Origin of the sequence: Mesorhizobium salmacidum (SeqCode), assembly GCF_037179605.1 — a bacterium.
In the GTDB taxonomy this organism is placed as follows: domain Bacteria; phylum Pseudomonadota; class Alphaproteobacteria; order Rhizobiales; family Rhizobiaceae; genus Mesorhizobium; species Mesorhizobium salmacidum.
Map to the genome: position 1 here is coordinate 59,385 of NZ_JAPYKS010000008.1, position 18,356 is coordinate 77,740.

Below are 18,356 nucleotides of genomic sequence, written 5' to 3' on the forward strand. Positions count from 1 at the left end.
CCGATACTCCAAAGCATGTGTGCCTTGGAAGCGGCCCGCGGAAACTGCAAGGCATCGAGTTCAATAATGGGAGACGAGAATGGTTCATCTTACAGGAAGGCTGCTTTCGGGCATCACCCTTGCCGCGATGCTCGGCATCGCCACGGTTTCGGCGCAGGCGGCGACGCTGCACATGGCCTGGTCGCAAGACGCCACCGGGCTTGATCCGCACAAGCAGACGGCGTTCTCGTCGCTGCGGCTTTTGGAGCTCATCTACGAGCCGCTGGTGCGGCTCGACGCCAGCCTGCAGATCATACCCGCCATCGCCACCTCCTGGGAATTCTCGAAAGACGGCAAGGAGCTGACCTTCAAGCTCGATCCCAAGGCGAAATTCCAGGACGGCACGGCGGTGACCTCCGCCGACGTCAAGGCGTCGTTCGAGCGGATCCTCGACGAGAAGACGGGTGCCGCCGCCCGCGCCAACTTCCTGTCGATCGCCAGCATCGACACGCCTGATGCGGCGACCGTCGTGTTCCACCTCTCGCAGCCCGACGCGCCGATCCTGACGGCGATGAGCGACGTCAACGCGGCCATCGTTCCGGCGGCTGAAATCAAGGCCGGATCGATCGGCACCAAGGCGGTTGGTTCCGGCCCGTTCAAGCTTGACAAATGGGACCCCAACGCCAAGGAAGTCCTGAGCGCCAACAAGGATTGGGCCGGCGGCGCGACCGGCGTCGACGGCGTCGAGATCAGCGTGCTGCCCGACGAGGCGGCGATCCTCGCCGCCATGCGCACCAAGCAGATCGATTTCGCCCTGCTCAACGACCCGCTCGTCGCCACGCTGGTGCCGAAAGAAGCCAACCTGCAATTGAACCGTGTACCGGTGCTTGCCTATAACGTGCTGCAGCTCAACCCATCGCGCAAGCCGATGACCGAGCTCAAGGTGCGCCAGGCGATCTCCTGCGCCATCGACCGGCAGGAGGTGCTGGACACCGCCGCGCTGGGCGAAGGCAAGGTCACCGGACCGCTGACCATCCCGGCGCTGGCGACCGATCCGAGCCAGTTGTTCTGCTACAAGCGCGATGTCGAAAAGGCCAAGAAGCTGATGGCCGAGGCCGGCTTTGCCGATGGCTTTTCGGCGACCGTGATCGGCGCCACCGGCGAGCCGCCGACGGCGGCGGCGGAAGCCCAGGTCATCCAGTCGCAGCTCGCCGAAATCGGCGTCAAGCTCGACATCAAGATGATGGAGCTCAACGTCTATGTCGACGCCTGGTTGAAGGGCGATTTCGACATGGCGATCGCGCTCAATGGCGGCCGCGCCGACCCCTACACCATGTACAACCGCTACTGGACCAAGGCCGGCAATCTGCAGAAGGTGGCGAACTACATCGACGATACTTTGGACAGCCAGATGCAGCAGGGCCGCGCCGAGACCGATCCGGCCAAACGCAAGGCGATCTTCGCCGCGTTCGAGAAGCACCTCGCCGAGGTATCGCCCTGGATCTGGCTCTACACCTCCTACAGCTACACGGCCCAGCAGAAAAACATCGCCGGCTTCGTGCCGACGCCGACCGGCACGCTGTTCAGCCTGAGCAAGGTGACCATCCAATAGCGCCGGATTCGGCAACGGGACGAGAGGTCTTCCTGGCGTGAACTATCTCTTGCGAAGGCTGGCGACGTTTCCTCTCGTCCTGCTTGGCGTATCCATCCTGGTCTTCGTCGCGATCAGGATGGTGCCTGGCGATTCGATCACGGCGATGCTGGGCACCGAGGCCGGCCTGCTGACGCCGGCACAACGGGATTCGCTCGCCGCCTATTTCGGTATCGACCAACCCTGGTTCGTTCAATACTGGCGCTGGATCGGCGGCATCCTGCACGGCAATTTCGGCATCTCCGTCACCTATGGCAGGCCGGTTCTCGACGTCATCCTCGAGCGTTTTCCGCTGACGCTGGAATTGGCTGTGCTCTCCATGATCATCGCGCTTCTCGTCGGCATGCCGGCCGGCATCTACGCCGCCACGCACAACGAAAAACTGTCCGACCTCGGTGTGCGCATCATCGCCATGATCGGCCAGTCGACGCCGAGCTTCGTGCTTGGCCTGTTGATCATCTACACGCTGTCGGCCGGCTTCGGCGTGCTGCCGGCGATGGGCGAATTCGCACCGCTCTGGCAGGATCCCTTGCGCAATCTCAGCCAGCTGATCCTGCCCGCCATCACGCTCGGCTTCGCCTTCGCGGCGTCGGTCACCCGCATCGCGCGCTCGGCGATGCTGGACGTGTTGAGCGACGATTATGTCCGCACGGCGCGCAGCAAGGGCGCTTCGGCGCGCAGCGTCATCTGGCGGCACGCTTTGCCCAATGCGCTTATCCCGGTGGTGACGCTGAGCGGCATAGAGTTCGGCTACCTCCTGGGCGGCGCCGTCATCGTCGAGCAAATCTATGCCCTGCCCGGCCTCGGACGCATGGTGCTCGATGCCATCCTGCAGCGCGACTACGCGCTGGTGCAGGGCAGCGTGCTGTTCATCGCCTTCAACTTCATGATCGTCAATCTCCTGGTCGACCTCGCCTATGTCGCGCTCGATCCGCGCATCCGGCTGGGGGAACAGTGATGCGGATCCTGCGTGCCATTTTCGGCCATGGCAGCGGCCGCATCGGCGGCGTCATCGTGTGCGTCTATCTGCTGCTCGCCATCCTTGGCCTGTTGGGGCTGACGCCGCACAATCCGATCACGCAATACCGTATCGACCGGCTGCACGCGCCCGGCGCCGCCTACTGGATGGGCACCGACCTGTTCGGCCGCGACGTCGCCAGCCGCCTGATGGCGGGCATCGGCCAGTCCTTTACGGTCGCCTTCTTCTCGGTGGCCTTCGCGTCCCTTGCCGGAACGGTCCTGGGGCTTGCCGCCGCCTGGCTCGGGCGCCGCTGGGACGGCGTCGTGATGCGGATCATGGACGTGCTGCTGGCCTTCCCGGCGATCCTTCTGGCGCTGCTCATCGTCACCGTCGCCGGGCCGGGCACATGGACCAGCGTTGTCGCCATCGGCATCGTCTACACGCCGATCTTCACACGTGTGGTGCGCGGCCCCGCCCTGTCGCTCAAGACACGCGAATTCGTCGACGCCGCGCGCACCTTCGGCAGCAGTTCGAGCTATATCGTCACGCGGCACCTGTTGCTCAACCTCGTGGCGCCGTTGACCGTGCAGGTGACGCTGGCGCTGGCCTGGGCGCTGCTGACCGAAGCCGGCTTGAGCTTTCTCGGCCTTGGCACGCAGCCGCCCGCCGCGTCGCTCGGCCTGATGCTGAGCGACAGCCGCAATTTGATGGAAACGGCACCCTGGCTGCTGATCTTCCCGGGCCTGGCGATCATGATCAGCATTCTGGGCTTCAACCTTTTGGGCGACGCCTTGCGCGACATCCTCGACCCCAGGATGCGGAGAGTGTTCGCATGACCCCGCTGCTGTCGGTCTCGGACCTGCGCGTCGGCTTCGGCCGCAATCCGAAAGCCAATGAGGTCGTGCGCGGCGTCGGTTTCGATATCGCCGACGGCGAGACGCTGGCCATTGTCGGCGAAAGCGGCTCGGGCAAGTCGGTGACGGCGCTGTCGATCAACCGGCTTGTCGATTTCGGCGGCGGCCGCATCACCGGCGGTTCCATGAAGCTGAAGCGGGCCGATGGGACCGTCGTCGAGTTGGCAGCCGCGACTGAACCGCAACTGACCGGCATTCGCGGCGCCGAGATCGGCATGATCTTTCAGGAACCGATGACCTCGCTCAACCCGGTGCTGACCATCGGCACCCAGATCGAGGAATCGTTCCGCCTGCATCGCGGACTGACGGGCCGGCAAGCCACGGCGGCAGCCAGGGACGCGCTCGACCGCGTGCGCATTCCAGATGCCGCGCGACGGCTGAAATACACACCCAACCAGTTGTCCGGCGGCATGCTGCAGCGGGTGATGATCGCGATTGCGCTCGCCTGCAATCCGCGCCTGCTGATCGCCGACGAGCCGACGACGGCGCTCGACGTCACCGTGCAGGCGCAGATCATGGCCCTGCTGGCCGAGCTGAAGCGCGAAAGCGGCATGTCGATGATCTTCATCACCCACGATATCGGCTTGGTCGCCGGCATCGCCGACAAGGTGATGGTGATGCAGAACGGCCAGGCCGTCGAACAGGGCGAACTGAACCAGATCCTCGACAGCCCCCAGCATCCCTACACCCAGCATCTGCTGCAGGACGTGCCGCATTTCGCCAGCGGCCGGGCGACACGCGTGGACGGACAGCGCGACAAGGCCGCGAACACGCAACCGGCCTTGAAGGTCGATGGGCTCGTGGTTCGGTTTCCGCTCAAGAGCACCTTCTTCAGCCGCGCGACCGGCGCGGTGCATGCCGTCGACGGGGTCGATTTCGACCTGATGCAAGGCGAGACGCTGGCCATCGTCGGCGAGAGCGGCTCGGGTAAATCCACCACCGCGAAGGCGGTGCTGGGGCTGGTGCGATCGACGCGCGGCAGCTTCTCGGTCGGCACGCGAACGGCCACGGCGGAGCGCGGCGCCAAACCCGTTCAGATGGTGTTCCAGAACCCTTACGCTTCGCTCAACCCAAGGCTGACCATCGAAAGCATCCTGGCCGAACCGGTGATTGCCACCGGCGGGCGGGCGGATGCCCAAACGCGGGCCAGAATGGCCGGCCTGCTCGAACGCGTCGGCCTGCCCAAGGACAGCCTGGAGCGCTACCCGCATGAATTCTCCGGCGGCCAGCGGCAAAGACTGTGCATTGCCCGCGCGCTGATGCTCAACCCGTCCGTCGTGGTTCTCGACGAAGCGGTGTCGGCGCTCGATGTCTCGGTGCAGGCCAAAGTGCTGGAGCTGCTGCTCGACCTGCAGCGCGAATATGCGCTGGCCTATCTGTTCATCTCGCACGACATGGCCGTGGTCGAGCGGATCGCGCACCGCATCGCGGTCATCTATGCCGGCCAGATCGTCGAGATCGGCGACGCGCGGTCCGTGCTGTCGAAGCCGAGGCATTCCTATACGAAGAAGCTGATCGCCGCCGTTCCGACCATCGACCGGCGACGCGAGCATTTCGAGGTCGACACGCGTCAGGTGCCGTCGCTGGTGCGCCCGCAGGGGTTTGAGCCGGCGCCGGCGAAATGGGAGCGGTTTGGAGGGGATCATATGGCGAGGGTGGAGGCTTAGAGATGTTTGCGGGACAGCGCCCCCCTCTGCCCTACCGGGCATCTCCCCCTCTAGGGGGGAGATTGGCAGCTCGTGCGCGGCGCCAGCCATCGGACGTTGGAGATTGGCGAAGGCCGATGCAACATCCGATCTCCCCCCTAGAGGGGGAAATGTCCGGCAGGACAGAGGGGGGCGCCGTAGAGCGCTACCTATCCGAAGGAGGCCGGCATTGAGTAGCCTCACCCAGGTCTTCGATCGTGCATTCCAGCCACTCGCAACGGCAGTGACCGCCGGACGTATCCCTGGCGGGGTGCTCGGCATTGTCAGCCGCGATGGCGAGCGCATCGCTCGCGCAATCGGCTCGGCGCAGCTCGTGCCGAAGCCGCGGCCGATGCGGGAAAACACCTGGTTCGACCTGGCGTCGCTGACCAAGGTGATCTTCACCACGCCGCGTATCCTGGCGCTGGCGCAGGACGGCATCATCGATCTCGACGCACCGCTGATCTCGGTGCTTCCCGACCTTCGCCAATATGACGCCAACGCCTGGGAGCGGAAGGTGACCTTCCGCCAGTGCCTCGGCCACCAGACGCCCTTCCCCGCAGTCGAGCCGATCTACACCTATGGACGCGATCCCGAGCTGCTGCGCGCCTTCATCCTGCAGCGCGAATGGCGGGCGCGCGACCCGGTTTATTCCGACATCAACTTCATCCTGCTCGGCTTTGCGCTGGAGCGGCTTTCGGGCAAGAGCATCCGCGACATGGAACCCGGCCCGGGCTTTGCCTGGTCCACGGAACCCGATGCCGCCGCGGCGACCGAGGACTGCACCTGGCGCCACCGCGTGCTGTCCGGCGAGGTGCACGACGACAATTGCGCGGCGTTGCAGGGCGCTGGTCACGCCGGCCTGTTCGGTACGGCCGCTTCGGTGCTCGATTTCGCCCAGGGACTGCTGGGCGGAACGGGCGCATCCGAACAATCGATCGCGCCGATGTGCGAGCCCTTGTCAGCCACCCGCACCCATGGTTGGGAACGACCTTACGAAGGCTGGTCCGGGGGTGCGTTATGCAGTCCGGGAACGATCGGCCATACCGGCTTTACCGGCACGGGACTGTGGATAGACTTCGACAAGGGCAAGGCGTGGACCTTGCTCACCAACCGCATTCATCCGACGCGTCATTTCGACAGCGGCATCGTCTCGCTGCGGCAAGCCGTCGGCGATCTCATCAACAAGGGCTAGGGATAGACCATGGAACCAATCTGGGCTGCCGGCCTGATGACCGGTACCGTGCTTGACGGCAACATCGATGTCGCCCTGATCAAGACGGATGGCGAGCGGATCGAGGATTTTGGCACCTACCGGCTGATGCCATATCCGCCGTCGATCCGCTCCTTGCTGGAGGAGACGCTGACGGCGGCACGGGCCTGGAATTTCACCGGGCCGGAACCGGCGATCTTCAGCAAGGCGGAAGAGGCGCTGACGCGTGCGCAGTCGGCGGCGGTGAAGGAACTCGTCGAAGGGTACGGCATGACGATGGCCGATATCGGCGTCGTCGGCTTTCACGGCCAGACCGTGCTGCATCGCGCGCCGCAGGTCGGACGGTTCGGCCAGACCCGCCAGCTTGGCGACGGCGAGTTGATGCATGAGATCCTCGGCACCAAGGTCGCCTATGATTTCCGTTCGGCCGACATGCGCGCCGGCGGGCAAGGCGCGCCACTGGCAGCCGCCTATCACACCGCGCTGATGCGCAGCGCCGGCGCCAGTGGCGAGGTGGCCGTGCTCAATCTCGGCGGCGTCGCCAACATCACCTGGTGGGACGGCGCCGACAATGTCATCGCCTTCGATACCGGCCCCGCCAATGCGCCGCTCAACGATTTCATCAAGTCGAAAGGGCTCGGTGAAATGGACCGCGACGGCGCGCTGGGCCGCGCGGGCAAGGTGGACGAGGCCCGGCTCGCCAAGCTGCTCCAGCATCCTTATCTGACCAAGGCCTATCCAAAATCGCTCGACCGTTTCGACTTCAGCGCCGCCATGGCCGACGGCCTGAACGCCGAGGATGGCGCGGCCCTGCTCACCGCGTTTACTGCCGCCGCAGTCGGCAAGGCGCTCGACCTTCTGCCAAGCCGGCCGAAGAAGCTGGTGGTCAGCGGCGGCGGCCGCCACAACCCGACGATGATGGCCATGCTCGCCAGCCGCGCCGGCGTCGAGGTGGTGCTGGCCGAAAGCCTCGGCTGGAGCGGCGACGCGGTGGAGGCGGAGTGCTTTGCCTTCCTCGCGGTGCGCGTGCTGCGCGGCCTGCCGATCAGTTTCCCGAGCACGACCGGCGCACCGCGGCCGATGCGCGGCGGAAAGCTGGCTGGCTGATCACGCCGGCGATAGATTCTTCCGCAGGAAAATTCGGCTGCGGCCGACCGGGAAATCGGCCAGCGTCCCAAAAGGTTGATAACCCTGCCGCTGATAGACCTTGGCGGCGTTGGGATTGAAAGTGTCGATCCAGGCATTTTGGCAGCCGCGCGCCACGGCTTCGCGCTCGGCTGCGTCCAGCATCTGGCCTGCCATGTGCTGGCCGCGCAGCCTTTCGTCGACCCACAGCCACTGCACGTAGAGCCAGCCCCAGGCGGTGTAGCCCGAGATGCCGGCGACGACAGTGCCGTCCTCGTCGCGCACGAACACGGCCAGCGCCTTCCTTTCGGACGCGCCGACATTGCCGTCGTTGAACGCCGTCAGCCGTTCACTGAGAAAGGCGAGTTCTTCCGGCTGGGGATTTGCCGTCGTTTCAAGTGTCGTGTTCATGGCTCTTTCCGGATTGCGCGGTTGGAAGCGTCGAGAGGGCGGAAGTCCGATGCGGCGATGCCGTAGCGCTTGAGCTTGTCGTAGAACGTCTTGCGCGGCACGCCGAGCGCGTCGATGGCGCCGCGCACGTCGCCGCCATGATCGCGCAGCGCGTCGCGGATGAGCTGCGCCTCATATTGCCCGACTCGCTCGGGCAGTGCGGCGGCCGGCTTCGGCAATCGTGCGGGCGAGGACCCGGCTTCGTCCTCAGGCCCAAGTCCGAGCGCGACGCGATCGGCGAAATGCGCGAGCTCGCGCACATTGCCCGGCCAGTCATGCGACTGGAGATGATGGCTCACGGCGGCGTTCGCCCTGGCGACAGGGCGGCCAAACCGCTCCGCCGCCTTGCCGAGGAAATGGCCGAACAGCATCGCGATATCGCCGCGCCGCTCGCGCAAGGGCGGAATGCGCAACGTCACCACGTTGAGGCGGAAATAGAGGTCCTCGCGGAAATCGCCGCGCTGGTCGGGCCGGCCGAGATCGACCTTGGTCGCCGCGACGACCCTGAGATCGAGGCGCCGCGTCTCGTTCGAGCCGAGCGGGGTGAGGCTGCGCGTCTCCAGCACCCGCAAGAGCTTGACCTGCAACGCCGGCGGCATGGATTCGATCTCGTCGAGGAACAGCGTACCGCCGCTGGAGTGCTCTATCCGGCCGATCCGCCGCCGCTGCGCGCCGGTGAACGCGCCGGCCTCATGGCCGAACAGCTCGCTTTCGATGACGGTTTCGGGCAGAGCGCCGCAGTTCAATGCGACGAAGGGCTTTGCGCGGCGGCGGCCCCACCGGTGCAGGAGGTCGGCCACCACTTCCTTGCCGGTTCCCGTCTCGCCTTCCACCAGCACGTCGACGTCCATGTCCGCGATCTGGCGCAAGGTTTCACGCAGTCGGCGGATGGCGGGCGCCTCGCCGATCAACGGCATGCCGTCGGCGGCAAGTGCCGCGGCTTCGCGCAGCCGCCGGTTTTCCATCACCAGCCGCCGCTTCTCCGATGCCCGCTTCAGGGCCTCGACCAGGCGCTCCCCCGCATAGGGTTTCGGGATGAAATCATAGACGCCGTCCTTGAGCGCGGCGACGGCAAGATCGACATCGCCATGCCCGGTGACCAGGATCACCGGCAAGTCGGGGTCAACAGCCTTGACGCGGTCGAAGAGCTGCAGACCGTTCATGCCGGGCATACGGATATCGCTGACGACCACACCATCGAAATCCGTGTCGACGACACCAAGCGCTGCCTCGGCGGCGTCGAGCGCGATCACCGTGAAGCCGGCAAGTTCAAGCAGTTGCGTGGTGGCGTGAAGCAGGTCCGCATCGTCGTCGACGAGCGCCACCAGCCCTGATCCCTGCGTCATTCGATCCGCCTCAAGTCGATGGTGAAGGATGCGCCGCTGGCCGTGTCGGGGTCGAGCCGCAGCGTGCCGCCCAATTCCTGGGCGATCTCCTGCGAGATCACCAGGCCGAGGCCAAGCCCCTTTTCCTTGGTGGTCTGGAACGGCATGAACAGATTGCCGCCGGCTTCCGGCCCGAGGCCGGGACCATTGTCGCGCACCGAAATCAGCACCCTGTCGCCACGTTCGGCGAGGTCGATCTCGATGCGGGGATCGGGCCTGTCCTTCATGGCGTCCAGCGCATTCTGCAACAGGTTGACGAGAATCTGCTCCAGCCGGATGCGGCTTGCCATCACCAATGGCGATGCGTTACCGCGCGGCCTGACGATGGTGACGCCGGAATCGCGGATGCGGCCGGACAGAAGCGACAGCGCACCCTCGATCGCCTCGCGCACCGGCAAAGGCGATGCAGCAGTGCCGGGCCGGCGGGCAAAAGTGCGCAGCGTGCCGGTGATGGCGCCGATGCGTTCGGTCATCGACACGATCGAGGTCAGATTGCCGCTCGCCGGTTCGGTCTTGCCGGCCTCGAGAAAGCGGCCGGCATTCTCCGCATAGGTGCGGATCGCGGCGACCGGCTGATTGATCTCATGCGCCACGCCGGCGGCGATCTGGCCGAGGATGGAGAGCCGGTTGGCCTGGGCGAGATCGTCGCGCAGCCGGCGGACCTTGGCCTCGGCGTTTTCGCGCTCGGCGATTTCGCCGGCAAGGGCCGTGTTCGATCGCGTCAATTCGGCGGTCCGGGTGCTGACGCGGCTCTCGAGCTCGGTGTTCATGCGCGCCAGCGCCTCCTGCCGCAGCCGGCGTGTGCGACGGCGCCGGGTGAACACATAGGCAAGCAGCCCCATCAGCAGCAGCCCGAGCAGTGTCGTCAGGCGCGCCGTGTTGGCGGCGGAGGCCAGGGCGGCATCGGCGGGCGTCAGCAGCCACAGGCGCCAGCCGGGGACGGCACCGGGCAAGTCCTGCACCACCTCGACGAACCGGCGCGATTTTCCGGCTTCGTCGATTGTCGCCAGACCGTCACCGGCGCCACGCCGTATCGGCAGCGGCTCGAAGGCGGCGTCGACCAGTTGAAGCCGGTCATGCGCCGCGGCGGCGTCCGCGGCGGAGAGCGGCGCCAGCGCATGGAAGCGCCAATCGGGCTGGCTGGTGGCCAGAACGACGCCGCGCTCGTCGGTGACGAAAACGCGAAAGCCGCTCGCCCGCCAATTGGCTTCGACACCGCCGAGTTCAACCTTCAGAACCGCGACGCCAAGCGGCTTGCCACCGTCGTCGACACGGCCGGCGAGGTAGAGACCCGGCTTGCCGCTGATCGTGCCGAGGCCATACTGGCTGGCCGCGCCGTTGGCCATCGCATCGGTGAAATAGTGACGAAAATTATAGTCGATGCCGACAAAGCTGTCCGGCTGGCCGGCATTGCTGGCTGATATCGCCATGCCCGCCGTGTCGATGACATAGATGGCCGAGGCCGATGCATCGCCGGCTATGGCCTTCAGCTTGGCGTCGAGAGCGGTTTCCTCGACTTTCCCGGCGCGGCGCAGCGCGTCGCGCACCGCATCGTCGCGCGCCAGCACCAGCGGCACGAGACGCTGCTTTTCGATTTCGCCGGTCAGGGTTCCGGCCGCCAGCGGCAAGGCGGCCAGTGCCCCGTCGCGCAAGTTGCCGGCGGCCTGATCCTCGGCGATGCGCCCGGCAACCGCGACTGCGCCGACCAGGACCGCGAGCGCGATCGCCGCAAGCAGCCAACGGCCGCCGCGCAGGCGCACTACCGCTTCGCGCAACAGGTCGCGGGCGTGAAACCCTGGGGCTTCGCTATCGATGCGCTGTCGCGGCGTCGGCCCTCTCCCTTCCCTGCACGGCTTTGGCCCCAGTCTAATGCGAAATTCCGCCAGGGCAAACACGACCTGTGCGGAAATCCGCACAGGTCTCCGTCGACAGCAGGGCAGGAACGGCTGAAACCCGGGGATTTCGGCCTATCCGCCATCTGGCACAGCGCTTGCTAAAGTCCTTGCAGCGGCGGGCAACCGGAGCGCCGCGATGGGAGAAGTCACGCAGGGCGGGTTCCGTCCATCCGGCCAGGGAGAGTTCGATGCATATCGCAGACCAATCCGCCGCGCCCGCCGCGCAGCGCAAGCCCCTCTATGCCCAGCTCTACGTGCAGGTGCTCGTAGCAATCACCGTCGGGATCCTGCTCGGCCATTACTATCCGTCGATCGGCGAGAGCATGAAGCCGCTCGGCGATGCCTTCATCAAGCTGGTCAAGATGATCATCGCCCCGGTCATCTTCCTGACGGTCGCAACCGGCATCGCCGGCATGAGCGACCTGCAGAAGGTCGGCCGCGTCGCCGGCAAGGCGATGCTCTACTTCCTCACCTTCTCGACGCTTGCGCTCATCATCGGCCTTGTCGTGGCCAATGTCGTGCAGCCGGGCGCCGGCTTCAACATCGACCCGGCGACGCTCGACGCATCGACCGTGAACACTTACGCCGCCAAGGCGCATGACCAGTCGGTCACCGGCTTCCTGATGAACATCATCCCCGGCACGATCGTCGGCGCCTTCGCCGACGGCGACATCCTGCAGGTGCTGTTCTTCTCGGTGCTGTTCGGCATCGCGCTGGCGCTGGTCGGCGACAAGGGCACACCGGTGCTCAATTTCCTGCAGGCGCTGATGGCGCCGATGTTCAAGCTGGTCGGCGTGCTGATGAAGGCAGCGCCGATCGGCGCGTTCGGCGCGATGGCCTTCACCATCGGCAAATACGGCATCGGCTCGGTCATCAACCTCGCCATGCTGGTCGGAACCTTCTACGCGACCTCGTTCCTGTTCGTCTTCGTCGTGCTCGGCGCGGTCTGCCGCTACAACGGCTTCTCGATCCTGTCGCTGATCCGCTACATCAAGGAAGAGCTCCTCCTGGTGTTGGGCACATCGTCGTCGGAAGCCGCACTGCCCTCACTGATGGAGAAGATGGAAAAGGCCGGCGCCAAGCGCTCGGTGGTCGGGCTGGTCATCCCGACCGGCTATTCCTTCAATCTCGACGGCACCAACATCTACATGACGCTGGCGGCGCTGTTCATCGCCCAGGCGACGAACATCCATCTGTCGATATCAGACCAGATCCTGCTGCTGCTGGTTGCCATGCTCTCTTCGAAAGGTGCCGCCGGCATCACAGGGGCCGGCTTCATCACCTTGGCCGCGACGCTTTCGGTGGTTCCCTCGGTGCCGGTCGCCGGCATGGCGCTGATCCTTGGCGTCGACCGCTTCATGTCGGAATGCCGGGCGCTGACCAACTTCGTCGGCAATGCGGTGGCGACGCTGGTCGTCGCGCGCTGGGAGGGCGAACTCGACGAAGCCAAGCTGGCCAGGGCATTGGCTGGCACGGCCGACGACAGCCTGCCGGCGGACATCGTTCCCGCCGAGTAACCCGCCGTTCCGTGAAATGACGATGGCCGCAAGCACTCAGCTTGCGGCCATCGGCTTATGTCCGTGATGTCAGACGGCTTTGCGCAGCGGCGAGCTGCCTTTGGCGCCGAGAAATGGCAGCGCGACGGATCGGCCTGCATCGCGATCAGGCCGCGCAGCTTGAGCTCAGCCATTGAAGTCCCTCCTCGTGTCCGGATATGTGCTTGGGCCGACCGGCATGGGAGCCGCCAACGTGCCCAAATCGTCGAACAGGACAAGGCTGGCGGCACCAACCAGCCCGGCGTGGCGGCCGAGCTGGGCCTGGAGGACCGGCACATCGCGATAGGCGCGCATGGCGCGCTGCCGGATGGTCGCCCCGATGACAGGTGCCATCAGGTCGAAGCCATTGGCGATGCCGCCGCCGACGACCAGCACGTCGGGCGAATAGAGATGCAAGAGGTTGGTGAAGCCGACGCCGAGCCAACGCGCCTCCTCCTCGAGCAGGGCCAAAGCGAGATCGTCCTGCAGCCTGGCTGCCTCGACCACGTGGCGGCCGGTGACCTCGGCGTTGGCCGACAGGCGGCGCAGCGTGGAGCCATCGAAGGCTGACGTGGCGGCATCGGCGCGGCGGCCGAGCGCGGTGCCGGAGGCAATGGCCTCGAAGCAGCCGACGACGCCGCAGACGCAGCGCTCGCCCTCGTTGGTGATGGTCATATGGCCGATCTCGGCGGCAAGACCGCGGCGACCGTGCAGGATACGCCCGTCGGCGACGACGCCGCCGCCGATCCCGGTCGAGACGGTGACGAAGACCAGCGAGCGAGCGCCGTGGCCGGCGCCGAAGCGCCATTCGCCAAGTGCGGCCGCATTGGCGTCGTTCTCCAGCCTTACCGGCAGGCCGAGCCGCCGCTCGAGGATGTCGGCCAGCGGCACGTCCTGCCAGCCGGCCAGCGTCGGCGGTCCGACGGCGATGCCGGCCAGCGGATCGAGCGGACCCGGCGCGCCGACGCCGACGCCGAGGATCGACAGCCCCGGCGCCTCGGCATGGACGGTCGCGGCCAGCGCCTCGATCTGGCCGATCACTGCATCGGGGCCCGCCTGCGCCTGCGTCGGCACCGCGGCGAAGGCCAGTATCTTGCCCTCGCGATCGACCAGGGCGGCACGAAGCTCCGTGCCGCCAAGGTCGATCGCGAGGGCGGCTTCAATGCTCATGCCGCGACCTTCAAGCCATGCAGCCAGCCGATGCGGCCGGCGAGATCCTTGTCGCCGAAAGCGAGCGAACCGAGCACCACGGTCTCGGCGCCTGCCGCGCGAAGCCGCGGCACGGTTCCGTGGCGGATGCCGCCATCGGCGGCGAGCACCACAGCCGCCTCGCGGCCGGCGTTCCGCAGGATAGCGCGGGCCTCGCCCAGCCTGTCGCAGGCTTTCTCCGACAGGCCCTGGCCCTTGACCCCGATCGCGGTGCCGAGAAGCGTGACGAAAGCCACCTCGGAAACGAAAGGCGTCACCGCCTCGACCGGCGTTTCCAGCCTCAACACGACGCCGGCTTCGGCGCCGAGTGCACGCGCCAGCCGCACCGCGCGCAAACCCGATTCGCCATTCTCGGCATGGACGCTGATCATGTCGGCGCCGGCCTCGATGAACTGGCGGGTCTGTTCTTCGACGATTGCCCCATCGACCATCAGATGGACGTGAATGGGCTTGGCCGTCAGTTTGGCAATGCGGGCGACGAGATCGGGGAAGAACAGGAAGGACGGCGCGAAATGGCCGTCCGCGACATCGATGTGGTGCAGATCGACATAGGGTTCGATGCGCCTGAGGTCGCTCTCGAAATTGGAGAGATTGGCAGACCACGATGAGAATTCGGCGATGAGACGGTCGCGCGGCAATGCGGCGATGGCGGCCGGGCCTGACAAAGGTTTCGAGATCATGACTGGTCCTGGTTGTTGAAATCTCTCTCGAGAAACCCACCGATGGCGGCACGGATTTCGGCGAAATGGCTGTTCTTGTCGAGAGTCTTCGGCGTCACCTCGGCGAAGACCGCGTTCGGGATCGTTTCCGCCAGTTCGCGGGCGGTCGCCAAGGGATGAACGAGATCGATGCCGCTGCCGATGACCAGCGTGGGCCTTGCAAGGCCGGCGGCTTCGGCCCGCGTTACACCAGGCCCATCATTGGCGATCGACTGCATTACCTCGGCGAAGACGGTTGCATTCTCGCGCTCGAAGAAGCCGAGCAACGAAGCGAGGTTGTCCGGGGCCTCGCTGCGAAAGCGGGTTGCCGTCGCGGATGACGCGAAGGCATCGCGCGCCTCGTCCAGCGGAAGCCGGTCGATGAGTTCCGCCACTTCGACGTAAGGCTGCATGTTTTGAGGCGCCGCGTCGAAAGCCCAGGCCGGACGCACCAGCACGAGGCCAGAGACGCGCTCGGGATGCCGAGCCGCCAGGTGCAGTGCAACGGCGGCACCCATCGAGATACCGCCGGCGACGAAGCGCTCCATTCCCGCCGCATCGGCGGCAGCCAGCACATCTTCGGCGAACATCGCGATCGAGAACGGACGCTCGCTGCCGGCACTGGCGCCGCCTTGCGCACGGCATTCGACGGTCAGCCGGCGGCGCGACGGGCCGTCGGGAAAGTTCTGCGCCACCTGGGCGGCATCGCCGCCGAGGCCATGCTGGAAGACGATGGGAAGACCCTGCCCCATGTCGAAGACACGGAGCGCTGCATCGCCGCGCAGCATGATCGTCGGCGCGACACCCATCAGAGCAGCCTTCGCAGGAAGATTGCGACGCCAGGAGCTTCATCGGCGGGCAAGCCGTGCGTGACGAGCGCGCCATCGAAACCCACGCCCTTCAAGCGCGCGACGAAGTCCGGGAAGTCGACGACGCCCTGGCCTGATGTGGCGAAGCGGCCGTCGGCGAAACGGTCCTTGGCATGCGCCATGGCGATGTGGCCGGCTGCCTCATCGATCGCGGCGGCGACGATGGTGCGCGCTTCCTCCGGTGTCGCATGCTCGAACAGGTTGGCGGGGTCGAGCACGATCTTCAGGTGCTTCGAACCCATGTCGCCGATCAGGCGCATCGCATCCCCGGCCGAGGTGACGATGTTGGCCTGCTCGGGCTCGATGCCGAGATCGACGCCGGCGTTCCCGGCCAGCGCCAGGGCCTTTTCCATCTCGGCGGCCATGTCGGACCAGGCGGACGGATCAGCATTGTCGGAGTGGTAAGCCCACTGGTCGGCGGCATTGCGTGAGCCGGTGCAGAGTGTGACCAGCGGGATATCCAAAGCAGCGGCCGTCTCGATGACGACGCCAAGCCGCCTCAGCCCATCGTCGCGCGCAGCCTTGTCGGGATGCGCCATGTTGTAGGTGCCCGACAGCGCGGCCAGCGAAACGCCTGACGATCGCGCGGCGGCGCGGATGGCGGCGACGGCATCCACCGGCACGACGTCCGGCATCGACGGCAGGCCGGCGCAGGCGAGATTGAACTGCGTCGTCTCGTATCCGGCCTGCTTGACCGCGGCCAAGACGGCGGCCGGATCGGTGCCCGGAAAAGTCTTGGCGAAGATGCCGAGGCGCATCAGACGGCACCCGAAACCAAGGCGAGTTCAACCCGTTCGCCAGTCTCGACAGAACGGGCAATCGCCACCATGGCGCGGATCGAGGCGATGCCGTCCTCGACATTGGCGCCGCGCATCGGCGCGCCGTTCAGAACCGTGTCGGCAAGGCCTTCGAGCTGGCGACGGAAGAAATGGCCGTCGGCGCCGAGCGGTTTTCGCGTGGTCGCGTCCTTCTCGTGGAAGATATCGACCTCGCTGGCGCGGAAAAACCAGGGGTTGAACGTCTTGGCGATGACCGAGCCATTCTCGCCGTAGAGCTGAAACCCTTCGTGCCAGTCCATGCGCACGGCGACGGTCAGGTCGAGATGGCCGAGTGTACCGCTGGCGAATTCGGCCTCGACGAACCAGCAATAGGCGCCGAAGCGCTCGTTGAGGCGGGCGCGCACGGCGACGATCTCGCCGCAGAGGAAGCGCGCCGTATCGACGAGATGCGAACCGTGCGCCAGCATGAAATATTGCCTGAGATCGGCCTTGGGATTCCCGCCCGGCTTCTTCGCCAGCTTGCTGGTGACGGGAAGCGGCTGCACGGCATCGGTGTTGGTGTAGCGGTGGGTGGAATCGCAATACCAGGCCTTCAGCGCCAGCACCTCGCCGATCTCGTCGCGGACGAAGTCGCGCGCGGCCTCCAGTGCCGGGTCGAAACGCTTCATGTGCCCGACCTGCAGCACCTTGCCGGAGCGCTTGACCGCCTCCGCCAGGGCCTCGCCTTCCTCGATCGAAGTGCCGATCGGCTTTTCGCAGAGAACATGCTTGCCGGCATCGAGCGCCTTGATCGACATCGGCACGTGATAGGCATCCGACGTGGCGACGATGACCGCTTCCAGTTCGGGATCGGCGAGCATGGCGTCATAGTCGGCATACATCTTCTGCGGCTCATAGGTGGCACCCATGCGGGCGAGCAGATCGGGTGCCGCGTCACAGATGGCGTGGAGGTCGGCATTGCCGGCCTTGACGCAGGATTCCAGATGCGCGAACTGCGCGATCGGGCCGCAGCCGAGCACACCGACCCTGAGGCGTCTGTCCTGTTTCTTGATCATCGTCTCAGGCCCCGTAGCCGCGCATCGTCTGGCGGTTGGTCTTGACCGCACCGGCCGGATCGGCTGCCGCGGTGTCGGATTCTTCTTCCAGCACCAGCCAGCCGTTGAAGTTCGGCGCGGTACCGGCGATCTCGATGACTTGTGGCGTGTCGCAAACACCTTTGCCCAGCATCGCCCACGTGCCCTTGGCGTCGACGTCCTTGAGGTGGATGTAGCGAATGCGGTCGCGGTAGGTGGTGAGCGTATCGGCCATGTCCTTGTGGCCGCGCAGGATGTGACCGGTATCCGGCACCCAGCCGACCAGATCGGCGTCGAGCAAGGCAAAGATCGCGTCGTAATCGGCGCGGTCGAACAGCAGTGTGTTGTGATGCGAACTCGGATGCACCGCGACCTGGACACCGGCCTTGCGGCCGAGCTCGCCGGCCTTGTTGTACAGCTCGGCCGCGATGGCGAATTTGTCGTCGCGCGGCCCGTTGGAGACGATGGTCGCCGAGCCCATCGACACCAGCGCATCGGGAAAGTTTGCCACGAAATCGATCCAGCGCCTGGCGGTTTCGAGGTCGGCGCCGATCTCATCCTTCAGCGTGAAGCCGCTCTTCGAACCGAAGGCGAAGGAAATGAGCGCCAGGCCGGACGACTTCAACGCGGCGGCGAACTCGGCTGGCTTGCCGGCGTAGCGGCCGATCATGGTGTCGGTGATCTCGATGCCGGCGTAGCCGCCATCCGCGATCGCCTTCAACAGATCGTCGGGGCCGCCAGTCCAGTTCTTGCCCAGCATTTCCCAGGTGAAGGTCTGGCAGCCTACTTTGAGGTCTTTCACGTTCATCCTTTCATTCCTTGATTCCGCCTATTCCTTGAGGCGGCCCTGCGTCAGGCTTTCGATGATGTGGCGCTGGAAGAACAGCACGAGCATGATCAGCGGAGCGGGACGACGGCCGAGGCCGCGGCGATAT

Annotated in this window: 16 protein-coding genes; 7 read left to right on the top strand and 9 right to left on the bottom strand. The window is 65.9% G+C overall.

Annotated features, from left to right (window positions below; genetic code table 11):
* Window positions 1-79: 79 nt before the first annotated feature.
* From O7A60_RS12785 to O7A60_RS12810, 6 genes are all read left to right on the top strand, one after another.
* The gene (locus O7A60_RS12785; RefSeq protein WP_337106601.1) at window positions 80-1,591 is read left to right on the top strand and encodes an ABC transporter substrate-binding protein; all 1,512 of its coding nucleotides are present in this window, start codon (window positions 80-82) and stop codon (window positions 1,589-1,591) included.
* A 37-nt stretch (window positions 1,592-1,628) separates the two neighbouring features.
* Window positions 1,629-2,588 (top strand): ABC transporter permease, encoded by a 960-nt coding sequence (locus O7A60_RS12790; RefSeq protein WP_337106602.1) that lies wholly within the window; start codon window positions 1,629-1,631, stop codon window positions 2,586-2,588.
* Entirely contained in the window at window positions 2,588-3,427 is an 840-nt protein-coding gene (locus tag O7A60_RS12795) for an ABC transporter permease (protein WP_337106603.1), read from the top strand. The genes O7A60_RS12790 and O7A60_RS12795 overlap by 1 nt, the downstream gene beginning before the upstream one ends.
* Window positions 3,424-5,172 carry an ABC transporter ATP-binding protein gene (locus O7A60_RS12800; RefSeq protein ID WP_337106604.1) on the top strand — a complete coding sequence of 583 codons (1,749 nt, stop codon included), beginning with the start codon at window positions 3,424-3,426 and terminating at the stop codon, window positions 5,170-5,172. The genes O7A60_RS12795 and O7A60_RS12800 overlap by 4 nt, the downstream gene beginning before the upstream one ends.
* 208 nt (window positions 5,173-5,380) lie before the next feature.
* A complete protein-coding gene (locus O7A60_RS12805; protein ID WP_337106605.1) occupies window positions 5,381-6,385 on the top strand; it encodes a serine hydrolase domain-containing protein in 1,005 nt (334 codons plus the stop codon).
* A gap of 9 nt (window positions 6,386-6,394) precedes the next feature.
* Window positions 6,395-7,510 carry an anhydro-N-acetylmuramic acid kinase gene (locus O7A60_RS12810; RefSeq protein ID WP_337106606.1) on the top strand — a complete coding sequence of 372 codons (1,116 nt, stop codon included), beginning with the start codon at window positions 6,395-6,397 and terminating at the stop codon, window positions 7,508-7,510.
* Here O7A60_RS12810 and O7A60_RS12815 read toward each other — a convergent pair whose 3' ends face one another.
* Genes O7A60_RS12815 through O7A60_RS12825 form a run of 3 tightly spaced genes read right to left on the bottom strand, consistent with a single transcriptional unit; the run spans window position 7,511 to window position 11,141 of the window.
* Window positions 7,511-7,939 carry a GNAT family N-acetyltransferase gene (locus O7A60_RS12815; protein ID WP_337106607.1) on the bottom strand — a complete coding sequence of 143 codons (429 nt, stop codon included), beginning with the start codon at window positions 7,937-7,939 and terminating at the stop codon, window positions 7,511-7,513. It lies immediately after the preceding gene.
* The gene (locus O7A60_RS12820) at window positions 7,936-9,324 is read right to left on the bottom strand and encodes a sigma-54-dependent transcriptional regulator (RefSeq protein ID WP_337106609.1); all 1,389 of its coding nucleotides are present in this window, start codon (window positions 9,322-9,324) and stop codon (window positions 7,936-7,938) included. Before O7A60_RS12820 ends, O7A60_RS12815 begins: the two co-directional genes overlap by 4 nt.
* Complete coding sequence (locus O7A60_RS12825) at window positions 9,321-11,141, bottom strand: sensor histidine kinase (RefSeq protein ID WP_337106766.1); 1,821 nt, start codon at window positions 11,139-11,141, stop codon at window positions 9,321-9,323. The genes O7A60_RS12820 and O7A60_RS12825 overlap by 4 nt, the downstream gene beginning before the upstream one ends.
* 305 nt (window positions 11,142-11,446) lie before the next feature.
* On the opposite strand from O7A60_RS12825, the gene O7A60_RS12830 reads away from it, so the two are divergent.
* Window positions 11,447-12,775, top strand: coding sequence for a dicarboxylate/amino acid:cation symporter (locus tag O7A60_RS12830; protein WP_140505625.1), 1,329 nt, complete (start codon window positions 11,447-11,449; stop codon window positions 12,773-12,775).
* Between the two features lie 165 nt (window positions 12,776-12,940).
* Here the strand turns inward: O7A60_RS12830 and O7A60_RS12835 are convergent, their stop codons facing one another.
* Genes O7A60_RS12835 through O7A60_RS12860 form a run of 6 tightly spaced genes read right to left on the bottom strand, consistent with a single transcriptional unit; the run spans window position 12,941 to window position 18,229 of the window.
* Window positions 12,941-13,963 (bottom strand): ROK family protein, encoded by a 1,023-nt coding sequence (locus tag O7A60_RS12835; RefSeq protein WP_337106610.1) that lies wholly within the window; start codon window positions 13,961-13,963, stop codon window positions 12,941-12,943.
* Complete coding sequence (locus O7A60_RS12840) at window positions 13,960-14,682, bottom strand: ribulose-phosphate 3-epimerase (protein ID WP_337106611.1); 723 nt, start codon at window positions 14,680-14,682, stop codon at window positions 13,960-13,962. Before O7A60_RS12840 ends, O7A60_RS12835 begins: the two co-directional genes overlap by 4 nt.
* Complete coding sequence (locus O7A60_RS12845; RefSeq protein WP_337106613.1) at window positions 14,679-15,509, bottom strand: alpha/beta fold hydrolase; 831 nt, start codon at window positions 15,507-15,509, stop codon at window positions 14,679-14,681. Before O7A60_RS12845 ends, O7A60_RS12840 begins: the two co-directional genes overlap by 4 nt.
* The gene (locus O7A60_RS12850) at window positions 15,509-16,327 is read right to left on the bottom strand and encodes a sugar phosphate isomerase/epimerase family protein (RefSeq protein WP_337106614.1); all 819 of its coding nucleotides are present in this window, start codon (window positions 16,325-16,327) and stop codon (window positions 15,509-15,511) included. Before O7A60_RS12850 ends, O7A60_RS12845 begins: the two co-directional genes overlap by 1 nt.
* On the bottom strand, window positions 16,327-17,403 hold the full coding sequence (locus O7A60_RS12855) for a Gfo/Idh/MocA family protein (protein WP_337106616.1): 1,077 nt from the start codon (window positions 17,401-17,403) through the stop codon (window positions 16,327-16,329). Before O7A60_RS12855 ends, O7A60_RS12850 begins: the two co-directional genes overlap by 1 nt.
* Window positions 17,404-17,407: 4 nt before the next feature.
* Complete coding sequence (locus O7A60_RS12860; protein WP_337106617.1) at window positions 17,408-18,229, bottom strand: sugar phosphate isomerase/epimerase family protein; 822 nt, start codon at window positions 18,227-18,229, stop codon at window positions 17,408-17,410.
* Window positions 18,230-18,356 lie beyond the last annotated feature (127 nt).

Excerpts from the sequence above, each read along its gene's own strand:
- O7A60_RS12855 (WP_337106616.1), bottom strand. The coding sequence starts at position 17,403 with ATGATCAAGAAACAGGACAGACGCCTCAGGGTCGGTGTGCTCGGCTGC.
- O7A60_RS12785 (WP_337106601.1), top strand. The coding sequence starts at position 80 with ATGGTTCATCTTACAGGAAGGCTGCTTTCGGGCATCACCCTTGCCGCG.
- O7A60_RS12840 (WP_337106611.1), bottom strand. The coding sequence starts at position 14,682 with ATGATCTCGAAACCTTTGTCAGGCCCGGCCGCCATCGCCGCATTGCCG.
- O7A60_RS12820 (WP_337106609.1), bottom strand. The coding sequence starts at position 9,324 with ATGACGCAGGGATCAGGGCTGGTGGCGCTCGTCGACGACGATGCGGAC.
- O7A60_RS12800 (WP_337106604.1), top strand. The coding sequence starts at position 3,424 with ATGACCCCGCTGCTGTCGGTCTCGGACCTGCGCGTCGGCTTCGGCCGC.
- O7A60_RS12845 (WP_337106613.1), bottom strand. The coding sequence starts at position 15,509 with ATGGGTGTCGCGCCGACGATCATGCTGCGCGGCGATGCAGCGCTCCGT.
- O7A60_RS12850 (WP_337106614.1), bottom strand. The coding sequence starts at position 16,327 with ATGCGCCTCGGCATCTTCGCCAAGACTTTTCCGGGCACCGATCCGGCC.
- O7A60_RS12830 (WP_140505625.1), top strand. The coding sequence starts at position 11,447 with ATGCATATCGCAGACCAATCCGCCGCGCCCGCCGCGCAGCGCAAGCCC.
- O7A60_RS12860 (WP_337106617.1), bottom strand. The coding sequence starts at position 18,229 with ATGAACGTGAAAGACCTCAAAGTAGGCTGCCAGACCTTCACCTGGGAA.
- O7A60_RS12815 (WP_337106607.1), bottom strand. The coding sequence starts at position 7,939 with ATGAACACGACACTTGAAACGACGGCAAATCCCCAGCCGGAAGAACTC.
- O7A60_RS12835 (WP_337106610.1), bottom strand. The coding sequence starts at position 13,963 with ATGAGCATTGAAGCCGCCCTCGCGATCGACCTTGGCGGCACGGAGCTT.
- O7A60_RS12795 (WP_337106603.1), top strand. The coding sequence starts at position 2,588 with ATGCGGATCCTGCGTGCCATTTTCGGCCATGGCAGCGGCCGCATCGGC.
- O7A60_RS12810 (WP_337106606.1), top strand. The coding sequence starts at position 6,395 with ATGGAACCAATCTGGGCTGCCGGCCTGATGACCGGTACCGTGCTTGAC.